The sequence below is a fragment of the Hallella seregens ATCC 51272 genome, from assembly GCF_000518545.1.
Taxonomy (GTDB): domain Bacteria; phylum Bacteroidota; class Bacteroidia; order Bacteroidales; family Bacteroidaceae; genus Prevotella; species Prevotella seregens.
In genome coordinates, this window is record NZ_JADU01000006.1 from 140850 (window position 1) to 166605 (window position 25756).

The 25756-nt window shown below is 57.7% G+C and carries 17 protein-coding genes and 2 pseudogenes; 11 read left to right on the top strand and 8 right to left on the bottom strand.

The window, feature by feature from the left end; translation table 11 throughout:
• Window positions 1-192 precede the first annotated feature (192 nt).
• The 3 genes from L888_RS0102320 to L888_RS0102330 are packed head-to-tail and all read left to right on the top strand — an operon-like array spanning window position 193 to window position 4037.
• Complete coding sequence (locus tag L888_RS0102320) at window positions 193-1911, top strand: glutamine--tRNA ligase/YqeY domain fusion protein (protein ID WP_027951713.1); 1719 nt, start codon at window positions 193-195, stop codon at window positions 1909-1911.
• Between the two features lie 3 nt (window positions 1912-1914).
• On the top strand, window positions 1915-3405 hold the full coding sequence (locus tag L888_RS0102325) for a tetratricopeptide repeat protein (RefSeq protein WP_027951714.1): 1491 nt from the start codon (window positions 1915-1917) through the stop codon (window positions 3403-3405).
• Window positions 3402-4037 carry a DedA family protein gene (locus tag L888_RS0102330; RefSeq protein WP_027951715.1) on the top strand — a complete coding sequence of 212 codons (636 nt, stop codon included), beginning with the start codon at window positions 3402-3404 and terminating at the stop codon, window positions 4035-4037. The genes L888_RS0102325 and L888_RS0102330 overlap by 4 nt, the downstream gene beginning before the upstream one ends.
• A gap of 220 nt (window positions 4038-4257) precedes the next feature.
• On the opposite strand, the gene L888_RS0102335 is transcribed toward L888_RS0102330, so the two are convergent.
• The 4 genes from L888_RS0102335 to L888_RS0102350 all read right to left on the bottom strand — a co-directional run bounded on the left by L888_RS0102335 (window position 4258) and on the right by L888_RS0102350 (window position 9979).
• Window positions 4258-6399 (bottom strand): peptidylprolyl isomerase, encoded by a 2142-nt coding sequence (locus L888_RS0102335; RefSeq protein ID WP_027951716.1) that lies wholly within the window; start codon window positions 6397-6399, stop codon window positions 4258-4260.
• A 309-nt stretch (window positions 6400-6708) separates the two neighbouring features.
• Window positions 6709-7941, bottom strand: a complete 1233-nt coding sequence (locus tag L888_RS0102340) for a hemolysin family protein (RefSeq protein WP_044248431.1) — start codon at window positions 7939-7941, stop codon at window positions 6709-6711.
• Window positions 7942-7997: 56 nt separating this feature from the next.
• Window positions 7998-8633, bottom strand: a complete 636-nt coding sequence (locus L888_RS0102345) for an LptA/OstA family protein (RefSeq protein ID WP_027951718.1) — start codon at window positions 8631-8633, stop codon at window positions 7998-8000.
• Between the two features lie 32 nt (window positions 8634-8665).
• Window positions 8666-9979 (bottom strand): hypothetical protein, encoded by a 1314-nt coding sequence (locus tag L888_RS0102350; RefSeq protein ID WP_027951719.1) that lies wholly within the window; start codon window positions 9977-9979, stop codon window positions 8666-8668.
• 132 nt (window positions 9980-10111) lie between these two features.
• Between L888_RS0102350 and L888_RS0102355 the strand changes: the two genes are divergently transcribed.
• The 4 genes from L888_RS0102355 to L888_RS0102375 all read left to right on the top strand — a co-directional run bounded on the left by L888_RS0102355 (window position 10112) and on the right by L888_RS0102375 (window position 17093).
• Window positions 10112-11326 (top strand): Lnb N-terminal periplasmic domain-containing protein, encoded by a 1215-nt coding sequence (locus tag L888_RS0102355; RefSeq protein WP_027951720.1) that lies wholly within the window; start codon window positions 10112-10114, stop codon window positions 11324-11326.
• Between the two features lie 3 nt (window positions 11327-11329).
• Entirely contained in the window at window positions 11330-12724 is a 1395-nt protein-coding gene (locus L888_RS0102360; protein ID WP_027951721.1) for an alkaline phosphatase family protein, read from the top strand.
• Between the two features lie 168 nt (window positions 12725-12892).
• Window positions 12893-16228: a preprotein translocase subunit SecA gene (gene secA / locus L888_RS0102365; protein ID WP_027951722.1), complete on the top strand. Its 3336-nt coding sequence runs from the start codon at window positions 12893-12895 to the stop codon at window positions 16226-16228.
• A 112-nt stretch (window positions 16229-16340) separates the two neighbouring features.
• The gene (locus L888_RS0102375; protein ID WP_015310433.1) at window positions 16341-17093 is read left to right on the top strand and encodes an ABC transporter ATP-binding protein; all 753 of its coding nucleotides are present in this window, start codon (window positions 16341-16343) and stop codon (window positions 17091-17093) included.
• Between the two features lie 277 nt (window positions 17094-17370).
• On the opposite strand, the pseudogene L888_RS0102380 reads toward L888_RS0102375, so the two are convergent.
• Window positions 17371-18432, bottom strand: a pseudogene (locus L888_RS0102380) (alpha/beta hydrolase-fold protein); the annotation flags it as partial.
• 401 nt (window positions 18433-18833) lie between these two features.
• Here L888_RS0102380 and L888_RS0102385 point away from each other — a divergent pair.
• From L888_RS0102385 to L888_RS0102395, 3 genes are all read left to right on the top strand, one after another.
• Window positions 18834-20261 carry an MFS transporter gene (locus tag L888_RS0102385; RefSeq protein ID WP_027951724.1) on the top strand — a complete coding sequence of 476 codons (1428 nt, stop codon included), beginning with the start codon at window positions 18834-18836 and terminating at the stop codon, window positions 20259-20261.
• A 271-nt stretch (window positions 20262-20532) separates the two neighbouring features.
• Window positions 20533-21024 carry a low molecular weight protein-tyrosine-phosphatase gene (locus L888_RS0102390; protein WP_027951725.1) on the top strand — a complete coding sequence of 164 codons (492 nt, stop codon included), beginning with the start codon at window positions 20533-20535 and terminating at the stop codon, window positions 21022-21024.
• A 4-nt stretch (window positions 21025-21028) separates the two neighbouring features.
• Window positions 21029-21661 carry an HAD family hydrolase gene (locus L888_RS0102395; RefSeq protein WP_027951726.1) on the top strand — a complete coding sequence of 211 codons (633 nt, stop codon included), beginning with the start codon at window positions 21029-21031 and terminating at the stop codon, window positions 21659-21661.
• A gap of 312 nt (window positions 21662-21973) precedes the next feature.
• Here the strand turns inward: L888_RS0102395 and L888_RS0102400 are convergent, their stop codons facing one another.
• The 3 genes and pseudogenes from L888_RS0102400 to L888_RS13305 form a co-directional block, all read right to left on the bottom strand.
• Window positions 21974-23860 (bottom strand): ATP-binding protein, encoded by a 1887-nt coding sequence (locus L888_RS0102400; RefSeq protein WP_027951727.1) that lies wholly within the window; start codon window positions 23858-23860, stop codon window positions 21974-21976.
• On the bottom strand, window positions 23841-24572 hold the full coding sequence (locus L888_RS0102405; RefSeq protein WP_027951728.1) for a hypothetical protein: 732 nt from the start codon (window positions 24570-24572) through the stop codon (window positions 23841-23843). The genes L888_RS0102400 and L888_RS0102405 overlap by 20 nt, the downstream gene beginning before the upstream one ends.
• Before the next feature lie 107 nt (window positions 24573-24679).
• A pseudogene (locus L888_RS13305) lies at window positions 24680-25447 on the bottom strand (relaxase/mobilization nuclease domain-containing protein); the annotation flags it as partial.
• Window positions 25448-25629: 182 nt separating this feature from the next.
• Here L888_RS13305 and L888_RS14380 point away from each other — a divergent pair.
• Window positions 25630-25756 (top strand): helix-turn-helix domain-containing protein (locus L888_RS14380; protein ID WP_156924972.1); only part of this gene is annotated, 127 nt, incomplete at its 3' end.

Here is a 25756-nt window from a genome sequence, read left to right on the forward strand (position 1 = left end):
GGCATCCGCTTCACAGCGCATGCCATTCATTCTCAATAGGTATTAGCCTTTCGTTAAGGTAAAAAGATTGTATTCAGGATAACGGTTGCAAAGATAAAACTTTTTAATGACACTTGCAAATGTTTTTGAACCTTTCACTTATAAATTATGGAGAAATGACTAACTTTGCAAATATAATCAATTAACAGGAATATGGACATTAAGGAAAGCAATACGGGTGAAGAAAAACGGAGTCTGAGCTTCGTGGAACAGCTCGTAGAGGAGGATTTGGCAAAGGGAAAGAACGGCGGACGCATCCAGACTCGCTTCCCCCCGGAGCCCAACGGATACCTCCATATCGGCCATGCCAAGGCCATTTGCATGGACTTCGGCGTGGCCGAAAGATACCACGGCGTGTGCAACCTACGCTTCGACGACACTAATCCGTCCAAGGAAAATACGGAATATGTGGAGAATATTCTGAACGACATCAGCTGGCTGGGATTCAAATGGGGCGACATTTATTACGCCTCCGACTACTTTCAGAAGCTGTGGGACTTCGCCGTTTGGCTCATTCGCAAGGGTCTGGCCTACGTCGATGAGCAGACCTCGGAGCAGATTGCCGCACAGAAAGGCACCCCCACCACGCCGGGAACCGACAGCCCCTACCGCAACCGGCCCGTGGAAGAGAACCTCCAACTGTTCGAGAAAATGAACACGCCGGAGGCCGTCGAGGGCTCGATGGTGCTGCGGGCCAAGCTCGACATGGCCAACGATAACATGCACTTCCGCGACCCCGTCATCTATCGCATCATCCAAACACCCCATCATCGCACCGGCACGAAGTGGCATTGCTACCCGATGTACGACTTCGCCCACGGGCAAAGCGACTATTTCGAGGGCGTGACCCACTCGATATGCACACTGGAATTTGTGCCTCATCGTCCGCTTTACGACAAGTTGGTGGACTTCCTTAAGGAGTGCGACGGCACGGCTGCACGGGGCATCGACGACTTCCGCCCCCGTCAGATTGAGTTCAACCGACTGAATCTCACCTACACCATGATGTCGAAACGCAAGCTCCACGCCTTGGTGGACGAGCACCTGGTCAACGGTTGGGACGACCCCCGCATGCCTACACTCTGCGGCATGCGACGCCGCGGATACTCGCCGGAATCGGTGAAAAACTTCATCAAGTCCATCGGCTACACTAAGTTCGACGCGCTGAACGACATGGCTCTGCTCGAAGCAGCCGTGCGCGAAGACCTGAACAAGAGGGCCGTGCGCGTGTCGGCCGTGCTCGATCCGGTGCGACTTGTCATCACCAACTACCCCGAGGGCCGCAGCGAGGACATGGAGGCCGTGGACAATCCCGAGGACGAAAACAGCGGCACGCACGCCATCACGTTCTCGCGCAACCTGTGGATGGAGCGGGCCGACTTCATGGAAGACGCGCCGAAAAAGTTCTTCCGCATGAGCCCCGGCCGGGAGGTGAGGCTCAAAAACGCCTACATCGTGAAGTGCACGGGCTGTACCAAGGACGCCGAAGGCAACGTGGTGGAGATTCAGGCCGAGTACGATCCCGAGAGCCGCAGCGGTTTGCCGGGTGCCGACCGCAAGGTAAAGGGCACCCTCCATTGGGTGAGCACGGACCACTGCGTCAAGGCCGAGGTGAGAGAATACGACCGTCTCTTCTCCGTGGAGAACCCGTCGGCCGACGAGCGCGACTTCCACGAACTGCTCAATCCCGACTCCTTGCGCACCGACCGCAACTGCTTCGTGGAGAGCTATGCCGCCCGGAAACGGCCCGGCGAATACCTGCAGTTCCAGCGCATCGGCTACTTCATGGCCGACCCGGACGGCACCCAAGAGGCCCCGGTATTCAACAAAACCGTGGGGCTGAAAGACACTTGGGCCAAACAAAACAAGTAAACTTTGGACGACAAACGCTACGACAAGGAGTTCCTCGAAACGCTCCACCAGTATGAAGCAGCCTGCAAAGCGGGCGGCTCCATCTACTTGGAGTCCGACGAACTCACCGACATCGCTGAATATTACTATCAGCACAGCCGTGTGGACGAGGCCATTGCCACGGCCGAACAAGCCATGGCCATGTTCCCCGGGGCGGCCGACCCGCTGCTCTTCCGCGCCCGCATCGCCCTGCAATACGAGAACAATGCAGACAAGGCCGAGCAGCTGACGCACCAGGTGAACGACACGGACGAGCTGGAATACTACTACATCACAGCCGAGATTATGCTGGCACGCGAGCAGGACGAGGAGGCCGACAGCTACCTTGCAGCCCGCGAAGCGCAGGTGGACGAGGACGATTTGGAGGACTTCCGGCTGGACGCAGCGGGGCTGTTTTCCTCGTACAGCAACTACGAACTGGCCGAAAAATGGCTGGCCAAATGCCAGGACACCGACTTCGACGACTACCGGGAGATTGAAGGACAGATAGCCATGGGCACCGGCCAATACGAGCGGAGCGAGAAGATTTTCAACCATCTCATCGACCGTGATCCCTATTGCATCGAGTATTGGAACGAGTTGGCCTCGGCCCAGTACATGGCCAACAACCCCTCGGGTTCGCTCGAGAGCAGCGACTTCGCCTTGGCCATCAACGCCCGAAACCCCGACGCCGTCATCAACAAGGCCAACAGTTTGATGATGCTTCAGAACTATGACGAGGCACTAAGATACTACCGTCTCTTTGCCTCGCTACAGCCCTACGACGAGGCCGGCAGCATGGGCATCGCCAGTGTGCTCTCCCTTCAGAACCGCAGCGCCGAGGCCTTGCCCTATCTGGAACAGGCCGAACGGCTCTCGACACCGGGTTCCGGCACCTATTTCGAGATTCTCTGCAACAAGTGCTACACACATGCGGCCATGGGAAACTACGGCCTTGCGTTCGACGTGATCGACCAGATTGCGCGCGATGGCGGCAGCATGGCCGAACAAGACATGCTACGGGCCTACGTGTTCCTGCGGCAAGGCGACGAGCCCCAGGCCGTGGCCCACTACCGCAAAGCCATGGCCGCCACCGACCCCAAGGAGCAGAAACGCGGCCAGTTCTTCTTTGCCACATCGGCTTTCGGCAGCGAACACCCAGCTCTGGCCCGCCAAATCTTCGGCGAGATGGCCGGCGGCGACACGGGCGACGAGTGGCCCGACGTGTGGGTGTACCTGGCACTGTGCGACCACCGGCTGGGCCAGCGCGAGGATTTCCTGCGCCATCTGCGCACCGCCGTCGAGCGCAACGGCGACGAGACACTGCAAGGACTGGCCGATCTCTTCCCCAGCCACATCGCGCCCGCCGACTACTACCGCTACGCGCTGACCCATCCCGACATGGCCGCACGGCCCTCCGGCGACACCGACACCCATAACCCATCACACCCATCAATCCCCCACACACCATTATGAACATCCTCTCATCGCTTCTCGACAACCTGAACTATGGCACTGTATTCCTGCTGATGCTGCTGGAGAGCACGGTAATCCCCGTGCCGTCAGAGCTCGTGGTCTCGCCGGCAGCCTATCATGCCGCGGGCGGCAACCTCGACATCTGGATCGTCATTCTGGCCGCCACCCTCGGGGCCGACTGCGGAGCCACCATCAACTACGTGGCCGGATACTACCTGGGCCGCCCCATCATCTACCGATTTGCCAACAGCCGCTGGGGCCGTCTGTGCATGCTGAACCAGAAAAAGGTGGAGCACAGCGAGAAATACTTCAACGACCACGGCATGGTGGCCACCATCACGGGCCGCCTGCTCCCGGGCATCCGTCACCTGATTTCCATTCCTGCCGGGCTGGCCAAGATGACTTACTGGAAGTTCCTGCTCTACACCACGCTCGGTGCAGGCTGCTGGAACATCATCCTGGCCGGGCTGGGCTGGTACCTGCACGCCGTGGTGCCCGAGGAAAAGCTGAACGACAAAATCATGGAATACGGCGAATACATCAAGCTCGCGGTCATGACGCTTGTGGCCGTGGCCCTGCTTTATTTCCTCGCCAAGTGGTACATTGACCGGCGCAGACGGATGAAACTCTGACCGCCGCGCGCAGCCACAGCCGCGACAAGCCCGCAGCCACACGCACGCGGCAATGCCGCCTTGGGCACACAAGCCCACCGCGGCACATCCTCCGCCCCGCCGCCTTGGGCGAACGAGTCCGCAGCGGCACTCCCAAACCGTTTTCCACCAAACGCAAGAAACCACGCCTCCGGTTACCCGGGAGGCGTGGTTTCTTGCGTTGCAACGGGCAAGCCCGTGTTTAGAAGAAGAGGTAGCGGTTGTCTACGACGTTGGCTTTGATGTAGAGCTCGTTCATAAAGTTGGCCGCATACTGCATGGACTTCTGGCGAAGTTTCGTTTCCTGCTGCTTCTCGTCGAACTTAGCGGCGTTCCTCGAACGCTTCACCACCTGGAAGCGGTACACTCCGGCCAGTCCTTTCACAGGGTGGCTGCCGAAGGCTCCCTGCTTGGTGGCATAGACAGCACCGCTCAGAGCGGGCTCGCTGGCACCGGTGGACTGCACGAATACAGGGGCTGCGAAGGTCACCTGGTTCACCGTAGACACCATGGCTCCCTTGGCCTTGGCGGCGGCCATGCTGCCTGCACCCTTGGCCTTGGCCAAGAGTTGGTCGGCCTTTTTGTCGCGCATCACCTCCTGTCTGACCATTTCCTTGACCTGCGGATCGTCGAGGCCACGGTAGCCAATGGGGTGTATCTTGTCGCAGACGACGAGCAGCAGGTTGTTGCCGTTGTCGCCGCACTCGTACATTTGAGACACTGCACCCTCGTCGGCATCGAAGAGCCACTTCAGCGCGTCACGGGTGGAGCGAATGCCAGCAAGGTTATGCTGGGCGGTGGTCACGTCCTTGAGCTCCTGCACCCTGTAGCCGCTCTTCACGGCATTTCTCTCTATATCGGCCGCCGTCTGGTTGGCACTGACAAAGGAGCTGAACTTGTTGAAGGCTACGCTGCGCGTCTCGCGGGAGTAGTCGATGGGCTTCTTCACCACAGCCACGGTGTACTTGTCGATCATGTTGCGGCGGTCGAGCACCTGGATGATGAGGTTGCCCTGCGTGAGCTGCACGTTCTTGGCCTGGCCGACGCCGAGCGTGAGCAGGTCGTTCAGGTAGCCCTTGGTCTCCTTGTCCATGGAGTTGGAGTATTCATACTGGCGTGTGGTGAGCCACTGCTCCTTGCCGTCCTGCCCGTATTTCTTGGCCAGCGTGGCAAAGTCGGCCCCAGCAGTCAGTGCAACATACACGGAGTCGGCCCGCTGATGGGCCTCGTCGGGGGTGGCGCCGCCCACCTGAATGGCGCGGAACTGCACCGAGTCGGGCAGCTGCTGGCGTGCCACGAGCTTCACAATATTGAGTGTATTGTCCTGCATGTTCTCCACGGGGCCGAGCGTCTGGCCGACCGACATGGAGTCGAGCTTGGCGGCAACGTCGGTGGGCAGGGCCTCCTTGCCCACGGGTACGCCCAGCCAAGGCACCTCGGAAGTGCTCTTGCGCACCACGTCGGAGGGGTCGGCGGCGGCGGCCAGCTCCTTGGCATAGCCGTCGAACTGCTTGCGCAGGGCGGCGCGGTCGGCGGCCGAGGCGCTGATCTGCACGTCTACGTACTTGATGTCGCGGCTCTCCACATACTGCTGGAAGCGGCCCTTCATTTCATCGTACTTGGCTTTCAGGTCGGCGTCGGTCACCTGCACCTTGGCGTCCTGCACGCTGGCGTAGGACCAAGCGGCGAGCTGAATCTGGCTCTCCTGGCTCTCCTCGTCGAAGCTCATCTTGGCCTCCACGGGATTGGAAAGGAAGCAATGGGCCAGCAACCCGTTGTATTTCTGGATGAGCAACTGCTGGCGCAGCGACTTCTCCACGTATGCCCAGTACTTGTAGATGGCCTGCATCTGCTCCGACATCTGGGGGTTGGCGTTCTTTTGGCTCTTGTATTGGGCCAGGAATTGCTTGAGCTGGTTGGCGTCGAAGCGGCCCGTCTGGCGGTTGACAAAGGGGGTGGAGAGCAGCATCTGGTTGGTGCCCTCATTGAGTACGTTCTGCATTTCGCCGTCGGTGACGGTCAGGCCGAGCTTGTCGCACTCGTTCTTGATGATCTGATACTGCACGTAGCTCTGCCACACCTGGTCGCGGAGCTGGTTCAGCTGGTCGTCGTTCATGTTCTCTTGGCCCATGAGCTTCATGGCCTCCTGGGCCTCGTCCACGAGCTTGGCGAACTCTTCGTAGCCAATTTTCTCACCTAACACTTCACCGATCTGCTGGCGCTGGTTGTTGCGAGACGACTCGCAAGAACGAAAGGCTTCCTCGGCGATAAAAGCAAACAGGCCCAGACCGATGATGACGATCAGCGTGATGCCCCTGCTTCTGATTTTTCCTAATGCTGCCATTTGTTTTAAATGATTTTATTTTATTGTTTTATTCTTGCTCCGGGTTTAAGAGGCTTGAGCCTACAAAAGGCGTACAAATTTACGAAATATCCGTCAAATCAAGGCACGTTTCCCCAAGAAAATGCGCACCGTGCACACAATATGCCCCCGCGGCAACGCCGCAGGGGCAAAATCGCTGTGCTGTAAACGCCCTGCGATTGCACCGCAGACGCCGCGCAAACACGCCGCAGACGCCGCGCGATTGCACCGTCGTCGCGGCGCGGTTACGGTGCCGTCGCGGAGGGGCCGTGCCGCCGTCGCCGGGCGGGCCTACCGCACCGCGTCCACGCGGAGCCGCACGAGCTCTATCTTGGTCATGGTGTTCTTGATGATTTTGAAGACGAAACGGCCCACGCGCACCTCTTCGTTGAGCTTGGGAAAGCTCTGGTATTCGTGCAGGATGAGCCCGCCGAGCGTCATGTATTCGTCGCTCTCGGGCAGGTCGAGGCCGAACATTTCGTTCACCTTGTCTATCTCGAGCCGGGCCGAGAGGATGTAGTCGCCGTTCTCGGTCTGTCGTGCCGTGTAGTTCTCGGTGTCGTGCTCGTCCTGGATGTCGCCGAAGATTTCCTCCACAATGTCCTCCAGAGCCACCAGCCCGCTGGTGCCGCCGAACTCGTCGACCACCACGCCGAGGCTCTTTTTCTGCTGCAAAAAAGTGCGCATGAGCTTCTGCGCGGCCATGGTCTCGGGCACGAAAGGCAGCGTGCGCACGTGGTCTTGCCAGCGCACGGGCCGCCGAAACATCTCGTGGCTGTGGATATAGCCCACGATATGGTCGATGTCTTCCTTATAGACAATGATTTTGGAGTTGCCGCTCTCCACGAACATCTGCATGAGTTGCTCGAGCGTACAGTCGTCCATGTCTACGGCATGTATCTCGGTGCGCGGTATCATGCAGTCGCGCACACGGATGTCAGGGAACTCGAGGGCGTTCTGGAATATCTTCACTTCGTCGTCGATGGTCTCCTCGTCGGGCGCGTTGTCGATGGACGACTGCACCAGATAGTCCAGGTCTACCTTGGTGAATCCCTCCCCGTCGGAGTCGTAGTCGAGGCGGATGCCCGCCACGCGCAGCAGCCCGCGGGCCATGGCTGTGGCTACCTTGCTGACGGGCCACAGCACGATGTAGAACCCGAAAGCCACGGGGGCAAAGAGGGTGAGCAGCGTGTTGGGATTGCTCTTGAAGAAGGTTTTGGGCAGAAATTCGCCCGTGAAGAGCACCACAAGCGTGGAGAGCACGGTGTCGAGGGTGAGCTGAACGCCGGGTTCCATGCCCGCGAAGAGCGTGCTGTCGAAGAGCCGGGCAAAGAGAATGCCATACACCACGAGCACGATATTGTTGCCCACAAGCATGGTCGAAACGAAGCCGTTGGCGTGGCGATAGAAGAACGATATGGCTTTCTGCGCGAGCCCGTTCTTCTCTCTGTCCATCTCGACGAGCATGCGGTTGCTGGACACAAAGGCTATCTCCATGCCCGAGAAAAAGGCGCTGAGCACCATCGCCAGGGCGATGTTGGCAATGAGAGTAAGGTTTGGTTGTTCCACGTCTGAAGCGTTTAGGGATTACCGGTGTTGCGCATGGGCACCGCCTGCCGGCGGCGGCTCATCTGCAGGCTGTCCTGCACCGCGCGGGCCGAATCGGTCGACGAGCCCGTGCCGTCCACGTCGCCGCGCTCGAAAGAGCCGCGCGAGTTGGACACGTAGTAGCGCGTCATCTTCTCGTCGGAGCGGAAGTAGGTGCCCTGCAGCGTGCGCTCGGGGGTGACGAGGCGGGAGAAAACGTAGGAGTAGAGCTCGTGGCGGTTCTCGTCCCAGAAGAGTTGCTCGCTGGCAAAACGCAGTCCGTCCTTGGTGAGCACGCGCACGCGCGAGCGCAATTCCCACAGGTGCAGCTGGTCGTAATAGTAGGCTGTGTCGCACTGCACGTAGGACTGGACGTGGAATTTGTCGTCGAACTGTTCCAGAAAGAGGCCCTTGTCGAAAGTCCAGCGCGAGGGATTCTTCGCCTGGTTCACCTCCCACCGCTCGGTCACGATGCGGTATTTGATGACGCCCGAGTCGGAGATGAGGGTGTTCACGCCCCACGTGGTCATCACGGCCACCGAGTCGCGGCTGTGTATGGCGCCGGCCGTGTGCTCCTTTTGCTCCTCACAACCGAAGAGCACGAGCGCGGCGGCCAGCAGGCTCGGCATGTAGTTCTTGGCTTTCAAACCCCGTGCAGCGATTACTCCACTTTCCATTTGGCAAACCAACGCTCGTTGAACGTGATGCCGATGTTGAGGCGGAAGCTGTTCTCCGTGATGTAGTTGCGGGCCGACTGGCGCACCCATTGCACGCCGACGTTCAGCTGCGAGCGGTTGTTGTAGCCGTTGATGATGGGAATGCCGAAGCCCAGACTGGCGCTGAGCTCCTTGGGGCCGTCCTGCCCGTTGATATAATAATAAGGTGTGGCATAGGCCACGCCGGCCCTGTAGTGCACGCGGCGCATCAGCCTCCGGCTCTGCCCCTGGGGGCAGAAGTCGGCTCCCGCGGTGAGCTTGTGGCGGTCGCTGTAGTAGCCCGGGCGCATGCTGTAGGTGACTTTCTGGCCGGCGTCGCTCGCCTGGTAGACAGGCATCTCCACGCTGCCCCACTTCTGCAGCGTGTAGTCCACGCCCAGTTTCAGGCTGTTGTCGTGGTTCAGCATCAGGCCCACGCCCAGCGTTCGCGGAATCTCGAGCTGCAGTTTGCCGCCGTTCGAGCCGTTGAAAGTGGCGGTATCGGCCACTTTAGTCTGGGCGTTGGTCGAGATGATCTCGAGCTTCGGGTCGCCGCCAATCTTGCGGCCCAGGCCGTAGGTCACGCCCAGCGTCAGCTCGTCTTTCTTCGTCAGGCGGGCCGTGTACTGTGCGCCGAAGTCTATTTTGAAATTCCTCACGTCGGCCGTGTATCGCTTTGTCAGGGTGTTGGCATAGCTGTCGCTGTAGCTGTTGGCCACGGTGCGCGTGTATTCGCCGTAGATATAGCTGCCGTTCACGCCGACGGCAAGCCCTCGCAGGGGCTCCCAGCCCACGCCGAGGTAGATCTGGTGTAGCCCGCCCGTGCCGCTGTAAGTGTTGGTGGCCACGGTGGTGCCGCTGCCGCCCACCCGCTGCGAACTGGAGTAGGAGTAGCCGATGTTGGTGTAGGGCAGCACGCCGAAGCTCACGCCCACGTGGCGCAACGCCCGGAACCCGGCCATGACATACTCAAAACTGGAGCTGTTGGCGTTCAGCCGGTTGCCCCCCTCCTTGAAGTTGGTCACCTGGCCTGACACACCTGCATCGAAGATGAACGAGAGACTGTCGAGCGAGGAATAGGAGGCGGGGTTCAGATAGTTCACCTGATTGTGCTCGTGAAAGCCGAGGCTGAGGCCGTTCATGCCGCGGCTGAAACCCGAAGACTGGTCTGAAAGAATGCCCAGACCATACTGGCTGTAAGGGGAATTGGTGCTGCTCTGGGCCAGGGCAGCCTGTACAGAGACTGCTATCACGATGGCAGTTGCGAGGTATCTCTTCATGTTCTGAATGTTTCGTTGCGCCGGGCCGGAAGCGAAAAACGCCAGCCCGTGTTGAAATAGCCAACTGCAAAAGTATTGAAAAAAAACGGAACAAAAGCACGTTAACCGGAAATAATAAGGTATTTTTGCATCGTGAAACGTTTGGATAGTCTTTTAAGAATACTTTTTCTGGCGGTTTTTGTTTTCTTAACACCGGGTGCACGGGCCACCGGCGACGGCAGCCGCGACCACGGAATGGACAGCGTGGAAATCAGTCTGCTCACTTGTTCGCCGGGCAACGAGGTGTGGAGCCTCTACGGCCACACGGCCATACGGCTGCGCGACCCCGCCCGCCAGCAGGACTTGGCCGTCAACTACGGCATGTTCAGCTTCGGGCAGAAGTATTTTGCACTGCGCTTTGTCTTTGGCCTCACCGACTATGAGATGGGCATCCAGCCGTTCCCCATGTTCCTCATGGAGTATGCCCGCAACGGCCGCGGTGTGGTGCAGCAGACGCTCCGCCTCTCGCCCGGCGAGAAAGCAGCCATCCTCCAGGCCGTCTACGAGAACTACTTGCCGGCCAACCGCACGTACCGCTACAACTATTTCTACGACAACTGCACCACGAGGGCCCGCGACATACTCGTCGGCCATCTGGACGGGCGCGTGGCTTATGCCGTCGATCCGGCTGTCACCACCTCCTACCGCGACATGATTCACCAGTGGAACGCTGGGCATCGCTGGGCCCGATTCGGCAACGACCTGCTGCTGGGCATGCGCGCCGACGCACCCACCGACTATGTGCAGCAGCAGTTTCTGCCCGACTCGCTGCGGCACGACTTCGCCCGGGCCACCGTCATCGACGCCACGGGCCGCCGCCATCCGCTGGTCGATTCCACCGTCGTCCTGCTGCGGCCCAACGCCGCCAATGCCCCGTCGGCGGATTCCGGGCTGTGGGACAGCCTCACGCCGCGCCTGCTTTTTGCCGCCCTTTTCGTGCTCGCGGCCCTCGTCACGCTGTACGAGCTGCGCCGCGGCAAGGCTTTTTGGCTGGTCGATGTGGTGCTCTTCACTCTCGACGGGCTGGCCGGCCTCGTGTTGCTGGCCATGGTTTTCTCGCAGCATCCCACGGTGAGTTTCAACTTGCAGATCCTGCTGCTCAACCCCATCGCCCTCGCTTTGGTCTATCCTCTTGCCGCCCGCACCCTCCGCGGCCGCTTCCACCGCGGCTGGGACGTGCTCTCGGCATGCCTCCTGCTGTTCCTCGCGGGTGGCTTTTTTCAGGACTATGCCGAGGGCGCCGTCTTTTTGGCACTGTGTTTGCTCTGCAGAACCACGAGCAAACGATTCATATACAAGCAGCAATAGCCCATGAGATACCTGGCCTTTATACTGGCGGCCCTCACGTCGGCCGAGATGCAAGCCTACCAGCTGGCACCGCGGCTGGTGGTCAGCGTCACCATCGACCAGCTGCGCTCTGACTACATGGAGGCCTTTGCCCCGCTCTGTCATGCGGACGGTTTCCGCCGTTTGCTGCGCGACGGCATGGTCTACGACAATGCCAGCTATCCCTTTTCGCCGGTCGATCGTGCGTCGGCCACGGCCACCCTCTCCACCGGCGCCACGCCCTACTACAACGGAATCATCGCTTCGCGCTGGCTCGACCGCCAGACTTTGCAGCCCGTGAGCTGCGTGGACGACGCCCGGCACACGGCTTCTCCGGCCCGTCTGGAGACCTCTACCGTGGGCGACGAACTGAAAGTCAGCTCTGCCGGACGCGCGCTGGTCTATGCCTTTGCGGCCGACAGCGAGTCGGCCATTCTGTCAGTCGGCCATGCCGCAGACGGTGCTTTCTGGCTCGATAAGGCCGGACACTGGCAGACTTCTTCCTATTATGCCCCCGCCCCTGCGTGGCTCAGGGCCGAGCCCGCCGCCAGGAACGCCCACGGCGCACCGGCCAGCAACGACGACGTGGTGACGGCATCGCTCAGCGCACTCGCCGCCACACCCCTCGGGCAGGACGACAACACCGACCTGATTTGCCTCACGCTCTCGGCCGGCAAGGCCGACGGCAAGCCCGTGCGGCAGTGGCAGGACGAGATGGAGAGCGTCTACCTGCAGCTCGACAACACGCTGCAACGCCTCATCAGCGGCGTCGGACAGCGCGTCCCACTCGACCGCGTGCTCTTCGTTGTCACCTCCACCGGCTACACCGAAGAGTCTGCAACCGACCCCGGCAAGTACCGCATCCCCACCGGAACGTTCTATATCAACCGCACGGCCAACCTGCTCAACATCTACCTCGGGGCCGTCTACGGCCAGGGACGGTACGTGGAACAGACCTTCGGCAACCAGATGTACCTGAACCACAAGCTCATCGAGCAGAAGCGTATCGGCATGACCGACATCCTCGGGCGCAGCCAGGAGTTTCTCGTTCAGAACGCGGGCGTGGCCGATGTATATACCAGCGTGCGCCTGTTGGACGGGGGTTCCGACATCCTGAAATACCGCAACGGTTTCCGTCCCACGCTCAGCGGCGACATCGCCATCGAGGTGGCGCCGGGCTGGAAACTGCTCAACGAAGACACCCAACAGACTTATACCAGCCGGGCCGGCTTCATGCCGTTCCCCATTATCTTCATGGGCCCGGGCGCACAGCCCGGCCATGTCGCCACGCCCGTCACCGTAGACCGCATTGCGCCCACGGTGGCCAAGGCCATTCGCATCCGCGCTCCCAACGCCTGCAACGCCGCTCCGCTGTTCTGAGCCGCGCTTGCGGCACGGCGGGCCGGGGAAAACGGCCTGCATTTCCCCTTTTCAAGCCCTTTATACGCACACCGCAACGCGATGTGCCAATTCGTAGGCCGAATCACCTGCATTACGGATTCTTTTTCGTAATTTTGCAGCATTCAACAGCATAAAATCAATTTAGATATGAACTTCAACAACATTTTGAAATCGCTTTTCGGCGACAAGTCAAGCCGAGACATGAAGCTTATCCAGCCCCTTGTGGAGCAGGTGAAGGCCGTCTATCCCGACATCGAGAAACTCAGCCACGACGAACTGCGTGCCAAGAGCCGGGAAATGCGCCGCCACGTGCAGGACGCCGCCAAGCCTTACCTCGACAAAATAGCCGAGCTCAAGGGCCGCATCGAGGACACGCCCATCGATGAACGCGAGCCCATCTTCGACGAAATCGACAAGCAGGACAAGGAAATGCTCGACGCCCTGGAGCAGGTTCTCAACGAGGTGATGCCCACAGCCTACAGCATTGTCAAGGACACCGCACGCCGCTTTGCCGAGAACGACGAGGTGGTGGTCACGGCCACCGACTTCGACCGTGAGCTCGCCGCCAATCCTGCCAACGACTTTATCACCATCGACGGCGACAAAGCCGTCTACCACAACGAGTGGACGGCCGGCGGAAACAAGATGAAATGGGACATGGTGCACTACGACGTGCAGATCTTTGGCGGCATCGCCCTGCATCAAGGAAAGATTGCAGAGATGGCGACGGGCGAGGGAAAGACCCTCGTGGCCACGCTTCCCGTGTTCCTTAATGCCCTGACAGGCAACGGCGTGCACATGGTCACGGTGAACGACTACCTGGCCAAGCGCGACTCCGAATGGATGGGGCCGCTCTACGAGTTCCACGGCCTTTCGGTCGATTGCATCGACAAACACCAGCCCAACTCCGAGGCGAGGCGCAAGGCCTATCAGGCTGACATCACTTTCGGAACCAACAATGAGTTCGGTTTCGACTACCTGCGCGACAACATGGCCCTCTCGCCCAAGGACCTTGTGCAGCGTCGCCACAACTTCGCCATCGTGGACGAGGTGGACTCCGTGCTCATCGACGACGCGCGGACGCCGCTCATCATCTCGGGCCCCATCCCCAAAGGCGACGACCAGATGTTCGAGGAATACCAGCCGCTGGTGGAGCGTCTCTACGAGGTGCAGCGCAAACAGGCCACCGAACTGCTGGCCGAGGCACGACAGAAAATCAACGAAGGCCGCGAGAAGAAAGACCAGAACCTCACCGACGAGGGCTTCCTCTGCCTCTTCCGCTCCTATAAAGCCTTGCCCAAGAACAAGGCCCTCATCAAGTATCTCTCCGAGGAAGGCATCAAGTCGGGCTTGCAGAGGACCGAGGAAATCTACATGGAGAACAACAACCGACGCATGCCCGAGGCCGTCAAGCCCCTGTACTTCGTGGTCGACGAGAAGATGAACAGCGCCGATCTGACCGACAAAGGCACTGACTGGCTGGCCCATCAAGTGAACGATCAAGACCTCTTTGTGCTGCCCGACATCGCTTCGCAGCTCTCCGCCCTCGAGGCCGAGACCGGCCTCGACGACCAGCAACGCCTCGACCGCAAGGACGATTTGCTCAACCACTACGCCGTGCAGAGCGACCGTGTGCACACCCTGCAGCAGCTGCTCAAGGCCTACACCATGTTCAACAAGGACGACGAGTACGTGGTGATGAACGGCGAAGTGAAGATCGTGGACGAGCAGACGGGCCGCATTATGGAGGGACGACGCTGGAGCGACGGCCTGCATCAGGCCATCGAAGCCAAGGAACACGTGCGCATTGAGGCCGCCACGCAGACCTTTGCCACCATTACTCTGCAGAACTATTTCCGTATGTATCACAAGCTGGCCGGCATGACCGGCACGGCAAGCACCGAGGCCGGCGAGTTCTGGGACATCTACAAGCTCGACGTGGTGGAGATTCCCACCAACCGTCCCATCGCCCGCCACGACCTCGACGACCGTGTCTACAAGACCAACCGCGAGAAATACCGTGCCGTCATCGAGGAGATTGAGGAGATGCGCCAGCAGGGACGGCCCTGCCTCGTGGGCACCACGTCGGTCGAAATCAGCGAACTTCTCTCCAAGATGCTCACCATGCGGAAGGTGCCCCACCAGGTGCTCAACGCCAAGCTGCACCAGAAAGAGGCGCAGATCGTGGCCGAGGCCGGCAAGTCGGTCAACGGACTGGGAGCCGTAACCATCGCTACCAACATGGCCGGCCGCGGTACCGACATCAAGCTCAGCCCCGAGGTGAAGGCCGCAGGAGGCCTCGCCATCATCGGCACCACCCGCCACGAGAGCCGCCGTGTGGACCGACAGCTGCGCGGACGCGCCGGCCGTCAGGGTGACCCGGGTTCGTCGGTGTTCTACGTCTCGCTCGAGGACGACCTCATGCGCAAGTTCGGAAGCGAGCGCATTGCCAAGGTCATGGACCGCCTCGGCTTCGAGGACGGCGAGCGAATAGAGAGTTCCATGATCTCCAGAAGCATTGAGCGGGCCCAGAAAAAGGTGGAGGAAAACAACTTCGGAATCCGCAAACACTTGCTCGAATACGACGACGTGATGAACAAGCAGCGCACCGTCATCTACGAGAAACGCCGCCACGCACTCATGGGCGAGCGTATCGGCATGGACATCACCAACGTCATCTGGGACCGTGTGGTGAGCATTGTCGACAACAACGACTACGCAGGGGCCAAGGAAGCCTTCTTCGAGGTGCTGTCTATGGAGATTCCTTTCACCGCCGAAGAGTTCGACAACAGCAACAAGGCCGACCTGCAGGAGCGTGCTTTCCAGAGTGCCATGGCCGCCTTCAAGCGCAAGACAGACCGCATTCAGGCCGACGCCTACCCCGTCATCAAGGAGGTGTACGAGCACCAGGGCGAGCAGTTCCAGTTCATTCTTGTGCCCATTACCGACGGCCGCCACGTGGTGCAGCTGCGCGTCAACCTGAAGGAAGCCTACGAAACCGAGGCCAAAAACATCGTCAGAGAGTTCGAGAAGTTCGTCATGCTCAGCATCATCGACGACGACTGGAAGGAAAATCTGCGCCAGCTCGACGAGTTGCGCCACAGCGTGCAGAACGCTTCCTACGAGCAAAAAGACCCGCTGCTCATCTTCAAACTCGAGAGCGCGAAGCTCTGGGACAGCATGATCGACGACATGAACAACCGCATCTCGAGCTTCCTCATGCGCGGACAGATACCCGTGCAGACCCAGCAGCAGGTGCAGCAGGCCGCTCCCGAGGAGCAGCGCAGCCAGCGTTACAACGAGCAGAAAGACGACTTCGACGAGATACGCAGCAGTCAGCAGGCCGCCGCCAGCCAGGACACGCGCGAGCCCGTGCGCCGGCGCGAGCCCGTGGTGCACGACAAAATGCCGCGTCCCAACGACCCCTGCCCCTGCGGCAGCGGCCTGAAGTTCAAGAACTGCCACGGCAAGGGCCTCAGCTAAAGGCCCCCGCCCGCGGCCCATCCACCCATCCACCCGAAAAGGAGACCCCACCGCCACTCGCCCTGCGACGGCCGTGCGGTCTCCTTTTCCCGTTCCAACCCATCATCCCGACATGCAAATCCAACTCCACCAACTCCTCAAAACCTTCGGCGACAAAACGGCCGTAGACATCCCTTCGTTCACCGTCGGCCACGGCGACATCCTCGGACTCGTGGGCAACAACGGCGCGGGCAAGACCACGCTCTTCCGTCTTGTGCTCGACTTGCTCAAGGCCGACGCGGGCCAGGTGACGCTGCTGCCCGCCCCCACGGCCGGCCAACCCGACCCCGAGCCCATCCTGCCCGCCCAGTCGGAGGCCTGGAAATCGCTCACCGGAGCCTACATCGACGAGCGTTTCCTCATCGACTTCCTCACGCCCGAGGAGTATCTCGACTTCATTGCCCGCATCAGCGGACTGCCCGCCATCGACTGGAACCACCCCGAAAGCTCGGCCGTGGCCCCGTTCCTGCCCTTCGCCCACGACGAGGTGTTCGGCCAGAAGAAGCTCATCCGCAACCTCAGCGCGGGCAACAAACAGAAAGTAGGCATCATTTCCGTGCTCTTCTCCCGCCCCGAGCTGGTGGTTCTCGACGAGCCGTTCAACTTTCTCGACCCCTCGAGCCAGAACCTTTTGAAGAAGCTCCTCCTCGACCACCACGCCGCTACAGGGGCCACCATCCTCGTGAGCAGCCACAACCTGCAGCACACCATCGACATCAGCACGCGCGTGGCCCTGCTCGAACACGGCCGCATCATCGAGGACCTGCCCAACACCTCCGGCTCGGCCACCCGGCGGCTGGAGGAATATTTCGAAGCCCAGGCATAGCCGGGCAGCCCATGCGAACGGCCCGCGGCGGCGACACGGGGCGGCCGACCCGCCACCATGACACGGCCGCAACACCTCTGCCATGCGGCTGCGACACTACCGTCAGGCCGCACCTCCTCCACCACCGTGCCGGAATCCCCAAACGACGACGGCGTAATCGCATTGCGGTTACGCCGTCGTCGCGTCTCGATCACACCGTCATCGCCGCGCCGTTGCACCGTTATCGCAACGCCTCCGCGGCCTTTTCGCCGGCGCCCCCCACGCTGCGGGCCGGGCGTCAGCGTTTGAACAGATGGGGCACGAAAGCCCTGAGGCAGCGCCGCCACGTGAGCCACTCGTGGTGGGTGCCCACAGACACATAGCTGTCCACACGCACGCCAGCCCGCCGCAGGTCGGCCACCAGGCGGCCGGTGCCCATGTCCTCCTCGCTGCCGCAGCCCAGAAACAGATAGTGCAGGCGGCTGTTCACCTCGGCCGGGCGCGAAAATATGCCGCCGTAGGTCTGGTTCACGTCGAGCCCGAAGATGGCGCCGCTGAAGGCTCCGGCGTAGGAAAAGAGGTCGAGATGGGTAAACACCACGTCGAACGTCTGGTGCCCGCCCCACGAGAGTCCGGCCATGGCCCGGTGGTCGCGGTCGGAGAGGGTGCGGAAAGTGCGGTCCACCATGGGGATAAGGTCGTTCAGCAGCACCTTGTAAAACGTCGCGCCGTAGTCGCTCCGCCCGGCCTCGTTGGAGCCTCCGCGGAACGGAGCCTTCACGTCGCCGCTCTCCATCACCACCACCATCGGCACGGCCTCGCCCCGTGCAACGAGGTTGTCCATGATGTGCGGCAGCTGGCCTTGCCGGCTCCAGCCGGTCTCGTCCTCGCCCATGCCGTGCTGCAGGTAGAGCACGGGGTAGCGGCGCGTGCCCGTCTCATACTCGGCGGGGGTGTAGACCATGGCTCGCCGCCACTCCCGCGTGCTCTCGGCGTAGTACGTCACCGAGCGCACCTGCCCGTGGGCCACGCCTTGCCGGGGCCGGTAGTAGTCGCCCTCGGGGCCCTCGGGAATCTCAATGCCACTGGCCTGGCGGCAGCAACCGAAGAAGGTGTCGGTGGCGGGGTCGGCCACCTGCACGCCATCGACGAGCAGAAAATAGTAGTGGAATCCCACGGCGAGCGGGTCGGTCATGCCCGTCCACACGCCCAGGGCGTCGCGCTGCATGTCGTATTTCCGGCCGCATATCTCCACTTGCACACGGCTGGCCCCGGGGGCGGCCAGGCGGAAGTAGGCCCGCCGCAGGCTGTCCACGCGCGGATAGTCGTTGCCGGGCTCGGCCGTCGAGGCCAAACGGGTGCCGGCTGGCAGCCCGTCGGGGGTGGCATGCGGCGGCTGCGGGGCCGCAAGCCTGGGCCGCGGGGCGGCAGGGGCATGGACTTGGGCGGCTGCGGCAACCCCCATGCAGAGCAGCACGCCGGCGGCCCACCGGGCGATCCGGCGGCCCCGAACTTGACTTGTACGTTTCATATCATTTCCTGTTTGAGTGGTTTCATGGTGCAAAGATACGCAACATCGGCCAAACGGCACTTTCTTGTTTGTCTCTTTTCTTTTCCTCTTCCGCCTCCGGACGGTGCGTGCGGCCGGCTGTGATACAAAACCGAAACCTTTGGAAACATCCGAAAAGCCCCGCCCGCGCCAAACTCCGTATCTTTGCGCCCGACATTCCACGCATCCATCACAACAGTCACACACCTGCCATGCAACAAGAATCCAACGGCGCGGCCGCCGAACAACGCGGCTTCTACAAGCTCTCCTGGCTGCAGCGCACGGGCTTTGCCTCGGGCGACCTGGCGCAAAACCTCATCTACCAGACCATCGGCATGTACTTGCTGATCTTCTATACCAACGTCTACGGCCTCAATCCGGCCTCTGCCGCGTTCATGTTTCTCGTGGTGCGGCTGGTCGACGTGCTGTGGGACCCGCTCGTGGGAACCTTTGTCGACAAGCACTCGCCCCGGCTGGGCAAGTACCGCGCATACCTGGTGCTGGGCGGCATCCCGCTCACGGGCTTCGCCGTGCTGTGCTTCTGGAACGAGTTCCACGGCTCGCTGGCCTATGCCTACGCCACTTATGTGGGCATGTCGATGTGCTACACGCTCATCAATGTACCCTACGGCGCACTCAATGCGTCCCTCACCCGCGACACCAACGAGATAACGGTGCTCACCTCCGTACGCATGCTTTTTGCCAATTTGGGCGGCTTGGCCGTGGCCTACGGCATACCCAAGCTGGTGGCTGCACTGGCTCCCGGCGGTCAGGTGAACACGCAGGAGGCCGCCGGCGCCTGGTTCGTCACGATGCTGGTCTACGCGCTTGTGGGCCTCGCGCTGCTCTTTTTCTGCTTCAGCCAGACGCGCGAGCGCGTGGTCATGGACCGCAGCGAGACGGCCAACGTGCGCGTGTCCGACCTCTGGACCGAGTTCGTGCGCAACCGTCCGCTGCGCGTTTTGGCCTTCTTCTTCGTCACGGCATTTGCCATGATGGCCGTCGGCAACTCGGCAGGAAGCTATTACATGATCTACAACGTGCACGGCACGCCCGACCAGATGGCCAACTTCATGGCCTTGGGCTCCGTTCCGGCCTTCATCTTCATGCCCTTGGTGCCCGCCATCAAGCGGGCCATCGGCAAGCGGCAGATGTTCTTTGCATTCCTCGGCATCGCCATTTTGGGCATGGCTATGCTCTATGCCATCTCGATGATACCGGCCTTGCGGTCGCAGGTCTGGCTGGTCTACGTGGCGCAATTTGTCAAGTCTACGGGCGTCATTGTGGCCACAGGCTACATGTGGGCCTTGGTGCCCGAGGTGATTTCCTACGGCGAATACACCCACGGCCGCCGCATCTCGGGCATCGTCAACGCCCTGACCGGCATCTTCTACAAGGCCGGCATGGCCCTGGGCGGCGTGGTGCCGGGCCTGGTGCTGGCCCTGGTGGGCTTCGACCGGACCAATGCCACCACCCAAAGCGCACTGGCCGAGCAGGGCATTCTGTGGCTCGTGGCCGTGCTGCCGGCCCTGCTGCTCGTGGTGGCCATGCTCATTATCTCGCGCTATGAGCTCACCGACGAGGTCATAGACGACATCAACCGCCAGATCGAAGCGCGTCACAAGGCCCCGCAGGCATGAGCCGTCAACCCCAGCCGAAACCCTAAACCCACCAAGCCAAGCCCTTGGCAGCCCCGCTGTCCAAGGACGGCGGAGCCTGCATGGAGCCGAAGCCCAGCCTCTGGGACGACGACAACGACGAAGAATAACCTGCAAACCAACGCCCCGGACTCACAAACCGGGGCGTTTTTGATGGCCGTATCGGGATTTTTCCGTACTTTTGCAATTCCTCTGCCGACGGCACGCCGCGGAATCGTTCCGCCGCCAACCGCCGGGCAAGAACCACACCACCATGACAAAAAAAGGAAAATTCTCGGTGCTTTTCATCTGTCTGGGCAACATTTGCCGGTCGCCGGCGGCCCAGGGCATTCTGGAAAAGATGGTGCGCCAGCGCGGCCTCGACCATCTGGTCCATATCGACTCGGCCGGCATCGGCGGCTGGCACGTGGGGCAGCTGCCCGACGAGCGCATGCGCAGCCACGGCCGCGCGCACGGCTACGAGTTCGACCACAGGGCGCGGCAGTTCGACGCCCGCACCGACCTGGACCGCTTCGACCTCATCGTCACCATGGACGACGACAACTATGAGGCCGTGATGTCGCGCACGCGCACCCCGGAACAGCGCGCCCGCGTGACACCCGTGAGCACGCTGTTCAACGCTTATGCCGGCCATGCCAGCGTGCCCGACCCCTACTATGGCGGCGCGGCCGGCTTCGAGCTGGCCATCAGCCTCATCGAGGACGCCTGCCAGACGCTCATCGACAAGTACCTGGCCAAACGCTGATCCCATGTACAAGCTCTACATTCTCGACTTCGACGGCACCGTGGCCGACACCAACCGAATCATCACCGACACCATGCAGGCCACCCTGCGCGAGGCCGGTCTGCCCGCGCGCAGCCACGAGGCGTGCAGCCAAACCATCGGACTGCCGCTGGCCGAAGGCTTCCGCATGCTGATGCCTCTCACCGAGACGCAGGTACAGGCGTGCGTCGACATCTACCGCCGACGCTTTGCCGCCAGCCAGAAGCCGGGCGTGGCGCCCCTGTTTCCCGGGGCCGCCGAGGCCATGCGCCGGTGGCACGAGGGCGGCGCGCGGGTGTCGCTGGCCAGCAGCCGCGGTCACGAGTCGCTCATGGCCTTCGTCCGCGAGATGCAGTTGGGCCGGTACGTCTCGCTCGTGCTGGGCTGCGAGGACGTGGCCCGGCCCAAGCCCGACCCCTGCCCCGTGCTCCAGACGCTGGCCCACTTCGGCCTCGACGCGACCGACGCACTGGTCATCGGCGACATGCACTACGACATCCTCATGGGCCGCGGAGCCGGATGCCGCACCTGCGGCGTGACCTACGGCAATGGCACCGAGGCCGAGTTGCGCGCCGCAGGAGCCGACATCATCACCGACTCGCTACTCTCCATCGACTGACCCCACGGAGCCGTCGCACCGCCACCACGCCGCCTATGCTACGCGAATAACCGTTTGCCGCCGTGCGATTACGCCATCGTCGCAGCGCAAGATAATTCTTGAAATACAACTTATTGAAAATAAAGAAGTTACCTTATCGCATAAGCCAAACAGGTAACGATTTGGAAACGAGCAGGCTACTTGGCTTCGCTGTTTTCTGCCTAACAAAGAACGCTTATTATTCTGTTTGCAAAGATAATACTTTCTTACCGAATAATGGTCATTATGATGAGAATAAATATAAAAAAACAGATAACTTAATATAATATCATATCACTTCTGAATAGCATCTTCAAGACTTGGATAACCGCCAGCACCTCTATATACATAATTACAAAGTGTGTTGTAAATACTTTTTATATTTTTTTCTCTTCCAACTACATATTGTGGCACATTAGAAGAGGTAATGTGAAGCAAAGGATTTGAAAAATAATCCATACCATTCAGTGTGTATTTCACCCACTCAGCACAAAAATAAAAGTGTACCTCCGCATCTATACCATCCTTAGTGAAATGGATAAAAAAATCATTTGAAAGCGTACAATCTGTATATTGGACTAGAAATGAAACCGATATTGTTCTCAGTTTTGAAATTTCATCAATAGCTTTTAGCAACTCACTCTTGTATATTGGAGTACGAGCATCGTGATGTGATAACGGATTGAGGATTCTCTCCCTATACATCTGTATATCTGGAGTAATATCAGGAATTCCTGTGTCTGAATAAAACTGATTGAGAGCACCCATCATGTTGGATAGTTGTTTAGGAGAAGTTTTGGGGAAAGGGGCTCTCTGAAATTCTACTGTAGCATTGAATGGTAGCAATCTTTTAAGCTGCTCTTCACATTCACGTCTTAATGCATTGGCAGACGCAGCATAGTCACGTTGCTCATAAAAAGCTTTTGCCCTATCAATTGCATTCTGATTATCAACAAGTAGATAGTCTGGTATATTGTCTATATCATCATTCAAGCAGTATAATTCCTTGAACAACCAGCTGCTATCATGTTTCTGCTGTCTAATCTTTGACCTCAGAATATCGAAGAAGGTGTAATCATGCGTGAAAAGTAGTATCTGATAATTACTTTCATAACTCAAAATAATGTCCATTACTTCAAGTCTTGTAGACATATCTAGACTAATCAGCAAATCATCGAGGAATAGTGCAGAGACACCATCATCCTCGGCACGGTGCATAATTTCGACAACAGCAAAACGCATCGCAATGGCAAGACAAGTAAGTTTTGCCTCATTGAAAAAGGAGCGAGGATGTAATATGTCATTATGTCCAACAATATGGTTATGGCTGAATTCTGCCTTAACCTTTATTTTGGGAGGTAATATTTTTTTGTTATATAATACTCCTGGCCCCATCTGGACATCTGTAATCCTTGCATTCTCATAGTCCATCTGAAGTCTCGCATTCAATTTGAAGCTATTAGAAATCATCTGATTGGCCTTAGTTTCAATTAGGGTCACATTATTCTTTATCTGTCTGTTAAATTCTTTCAGCAGTCTGGAATAACGTATGTATTCATCAGAAGTCTTCAAAATATAATGTGGATTAGAACCTCTCTTTAGATTCTGAAGGTTATTATTTAAATACTTCCACCAGTAGTCAGCTGTCATTACAGATGATTGTGTGCCATCACAGTGAATGAGTTCCATGGATGGTTGTAAAATTAGAGCTGGGAAAATATCACTGACGAAAATATTGAAGATCTCGGGCTGCTTGCTATTTTTAAAATCGAAGATGGCAGAAAGAAACTTGTAGTTCATGAAGGTACTAGATCCTGCAGTAATGCTCATAAAAGGGTCTGTAGAAGTATTACACCTGACATTTGAGTCTTCATAAGACTTTCTACGACCATCATCTTCAGATATAAATTCTAATTCAACACCAGACCTCTGAGTATCAGGTAAGAATTTGTTACGAAGATTTTCCGTGTTATCTGCTACAAAATATTTCTGTGCATCATCTATTGTTGGTCTTTTATAACAACTCTGAAACAAGGTATAGATAGCCCAATAGATAGAACTCTTTCCACTACCATTCTCTCCATACAGAAGCAAATTCTTACCTTCAATATCCATCTTGAAAGGGCGATGGAAAAACTTGAAGTTTTCTATTTTTATGCTATTAATCTTCCACTTTGTCATGGTCATGGATTTTGTTCGCAAAAGACATCAAATTAGTGAACAGAATACGCACTTTACGTACATCGTTCATAACTTCAGTTTTATTATCAAGAAGGGCATCGAATATAGTATTGACACCATTTTCGTTTATTTGGCTTTTATCCAAAAGAGCTTTCCAAGAATTAAATAAATTCAAGTTGATCCCCATTTCTTTTAGAGAAGGTTGCATAATCTGAGCAATGCTTAGAGAATCACGGACATCTGTAAACATACTCAACCGAAGCTGAAAATACTTGTCGTTTATATGCTTAGAAATATACATCGACATATTTGAAACTATTAAGGCACTGTAACCGTAAACTCTTTGAGTATCTTGGTCTTCTTTTCTAAATTCAAAGTTCAATAATTGTGTTTTTGTCAGTTTTTTTCTGAATTTCATTTTGTCCTTGCTGAAGAACAAGGCAACATATCCAGCTATACTACCAATTTCAAACATCAAATAATCATAACTCACTTTTTTCTGATAATCAGGATTAAGTCCCACATAAAGCCCATCGTCATCCCTCATTTTATTGGTAATAATCTGCGAGTTTGTTAGGAATTTTTCACAATCTATAGGAACAAAGATAAAAGGAGCCCTATTATCCATGTCCATCAAACTCCACTTCTGCTCAACTTGAGAGCGGTTGTAGACAAAGCCGATATCACCAATACGAAGCCTATCTTCAGACATCTATCATTATAAATGTTTAATAGATTGCAAAGATACTGTTTTTTATCAAGAAATTGCAAATAAACTCGGATTTCTGCGTAATATGATGTATTCTTTATTGCTGCGAGTTACATTCTTCTCCCTCGCTTCTTTCTGTTCGCTTGATTTCTTAGTTTGCGCTGCCACGCTGCTTCGGCATAGTCATCGCCCTGTACGGTTGGTGTAATCAAATCGCCCAACCCTTCCATTAGTTCATCGGCTGCGCTAACTATGGTGTCTGCCACTGCACCAATGGAGTTCTGCGCTCGTGGAGTGTCGTTGTCTCGTGAAATTGAGGAACGGCTTGGAGGTACGAGTTGGTAACCTGTCTCAGGTTGTTCTTTCTTTTCTGTTAGTCCTTGTACTGTTTGATGCGGTTTCTTTGGTTCTTTCTTGTTGGCAGTCTCAAAGTTTTTCTGCAAGGAACGGTAGCCGAACTCCCTGCCGATTTCGGAAGCCTTGAACGATTGTCCACCAAATGAGAACTTCAAGCCATAGACCTTGCCTTGCTTGTTCTTCATGCGCTCTATGACGACGCCGCTCTTGTTCAATTCATAGAGAAACATGGAATGCCCTGTGGTGCCTGTGCCTTTGTACTTATCAAGCAAGGCATAGCAAATCTTCTGCACCTGCTGCTTTGTCTGTTCTCTCGTTAGATTGGCTTTTGACTTTTGGTATTTCTTTTCCGCCTTGACCTCCTTTGCGATAGTCAAGTTTTTCTCCCTGCTTATTTCCTCCGCCACTCTCGCTGCCTTGTTGCTCACAAAGGTGGTATCATAGACCTCTCCATACAGACTGATACGGTTGGCAATGATGTGAATGTGTCTATTATCGGTGTCCTTGTGCGTTACCGCCACCTGGAAAAGCCACTCTACTTTGACCCCTTTGGCCAAACAGGATTGCTCACCTTGGCCATAATATGATTGACCCTTTTGGCCAAAATAACATTAACCACTTAGTACAAGTGTCGTTAGAGTTTTTTTATGTAGATTTGGGAACCCGAGTCCTGGTGTAAGGGGTAATAATAAAATCTATGCAAATGAACAAGAGAATCAAGAACATTTTAAGATGTTATGCGGCAGGGATGGGTATCAAGGAAACGGCATCCACGTTCCATACTTCCCGTAACACTGTCCGCAAGTATGTCCGTCTGTTCCTTTCAAGTG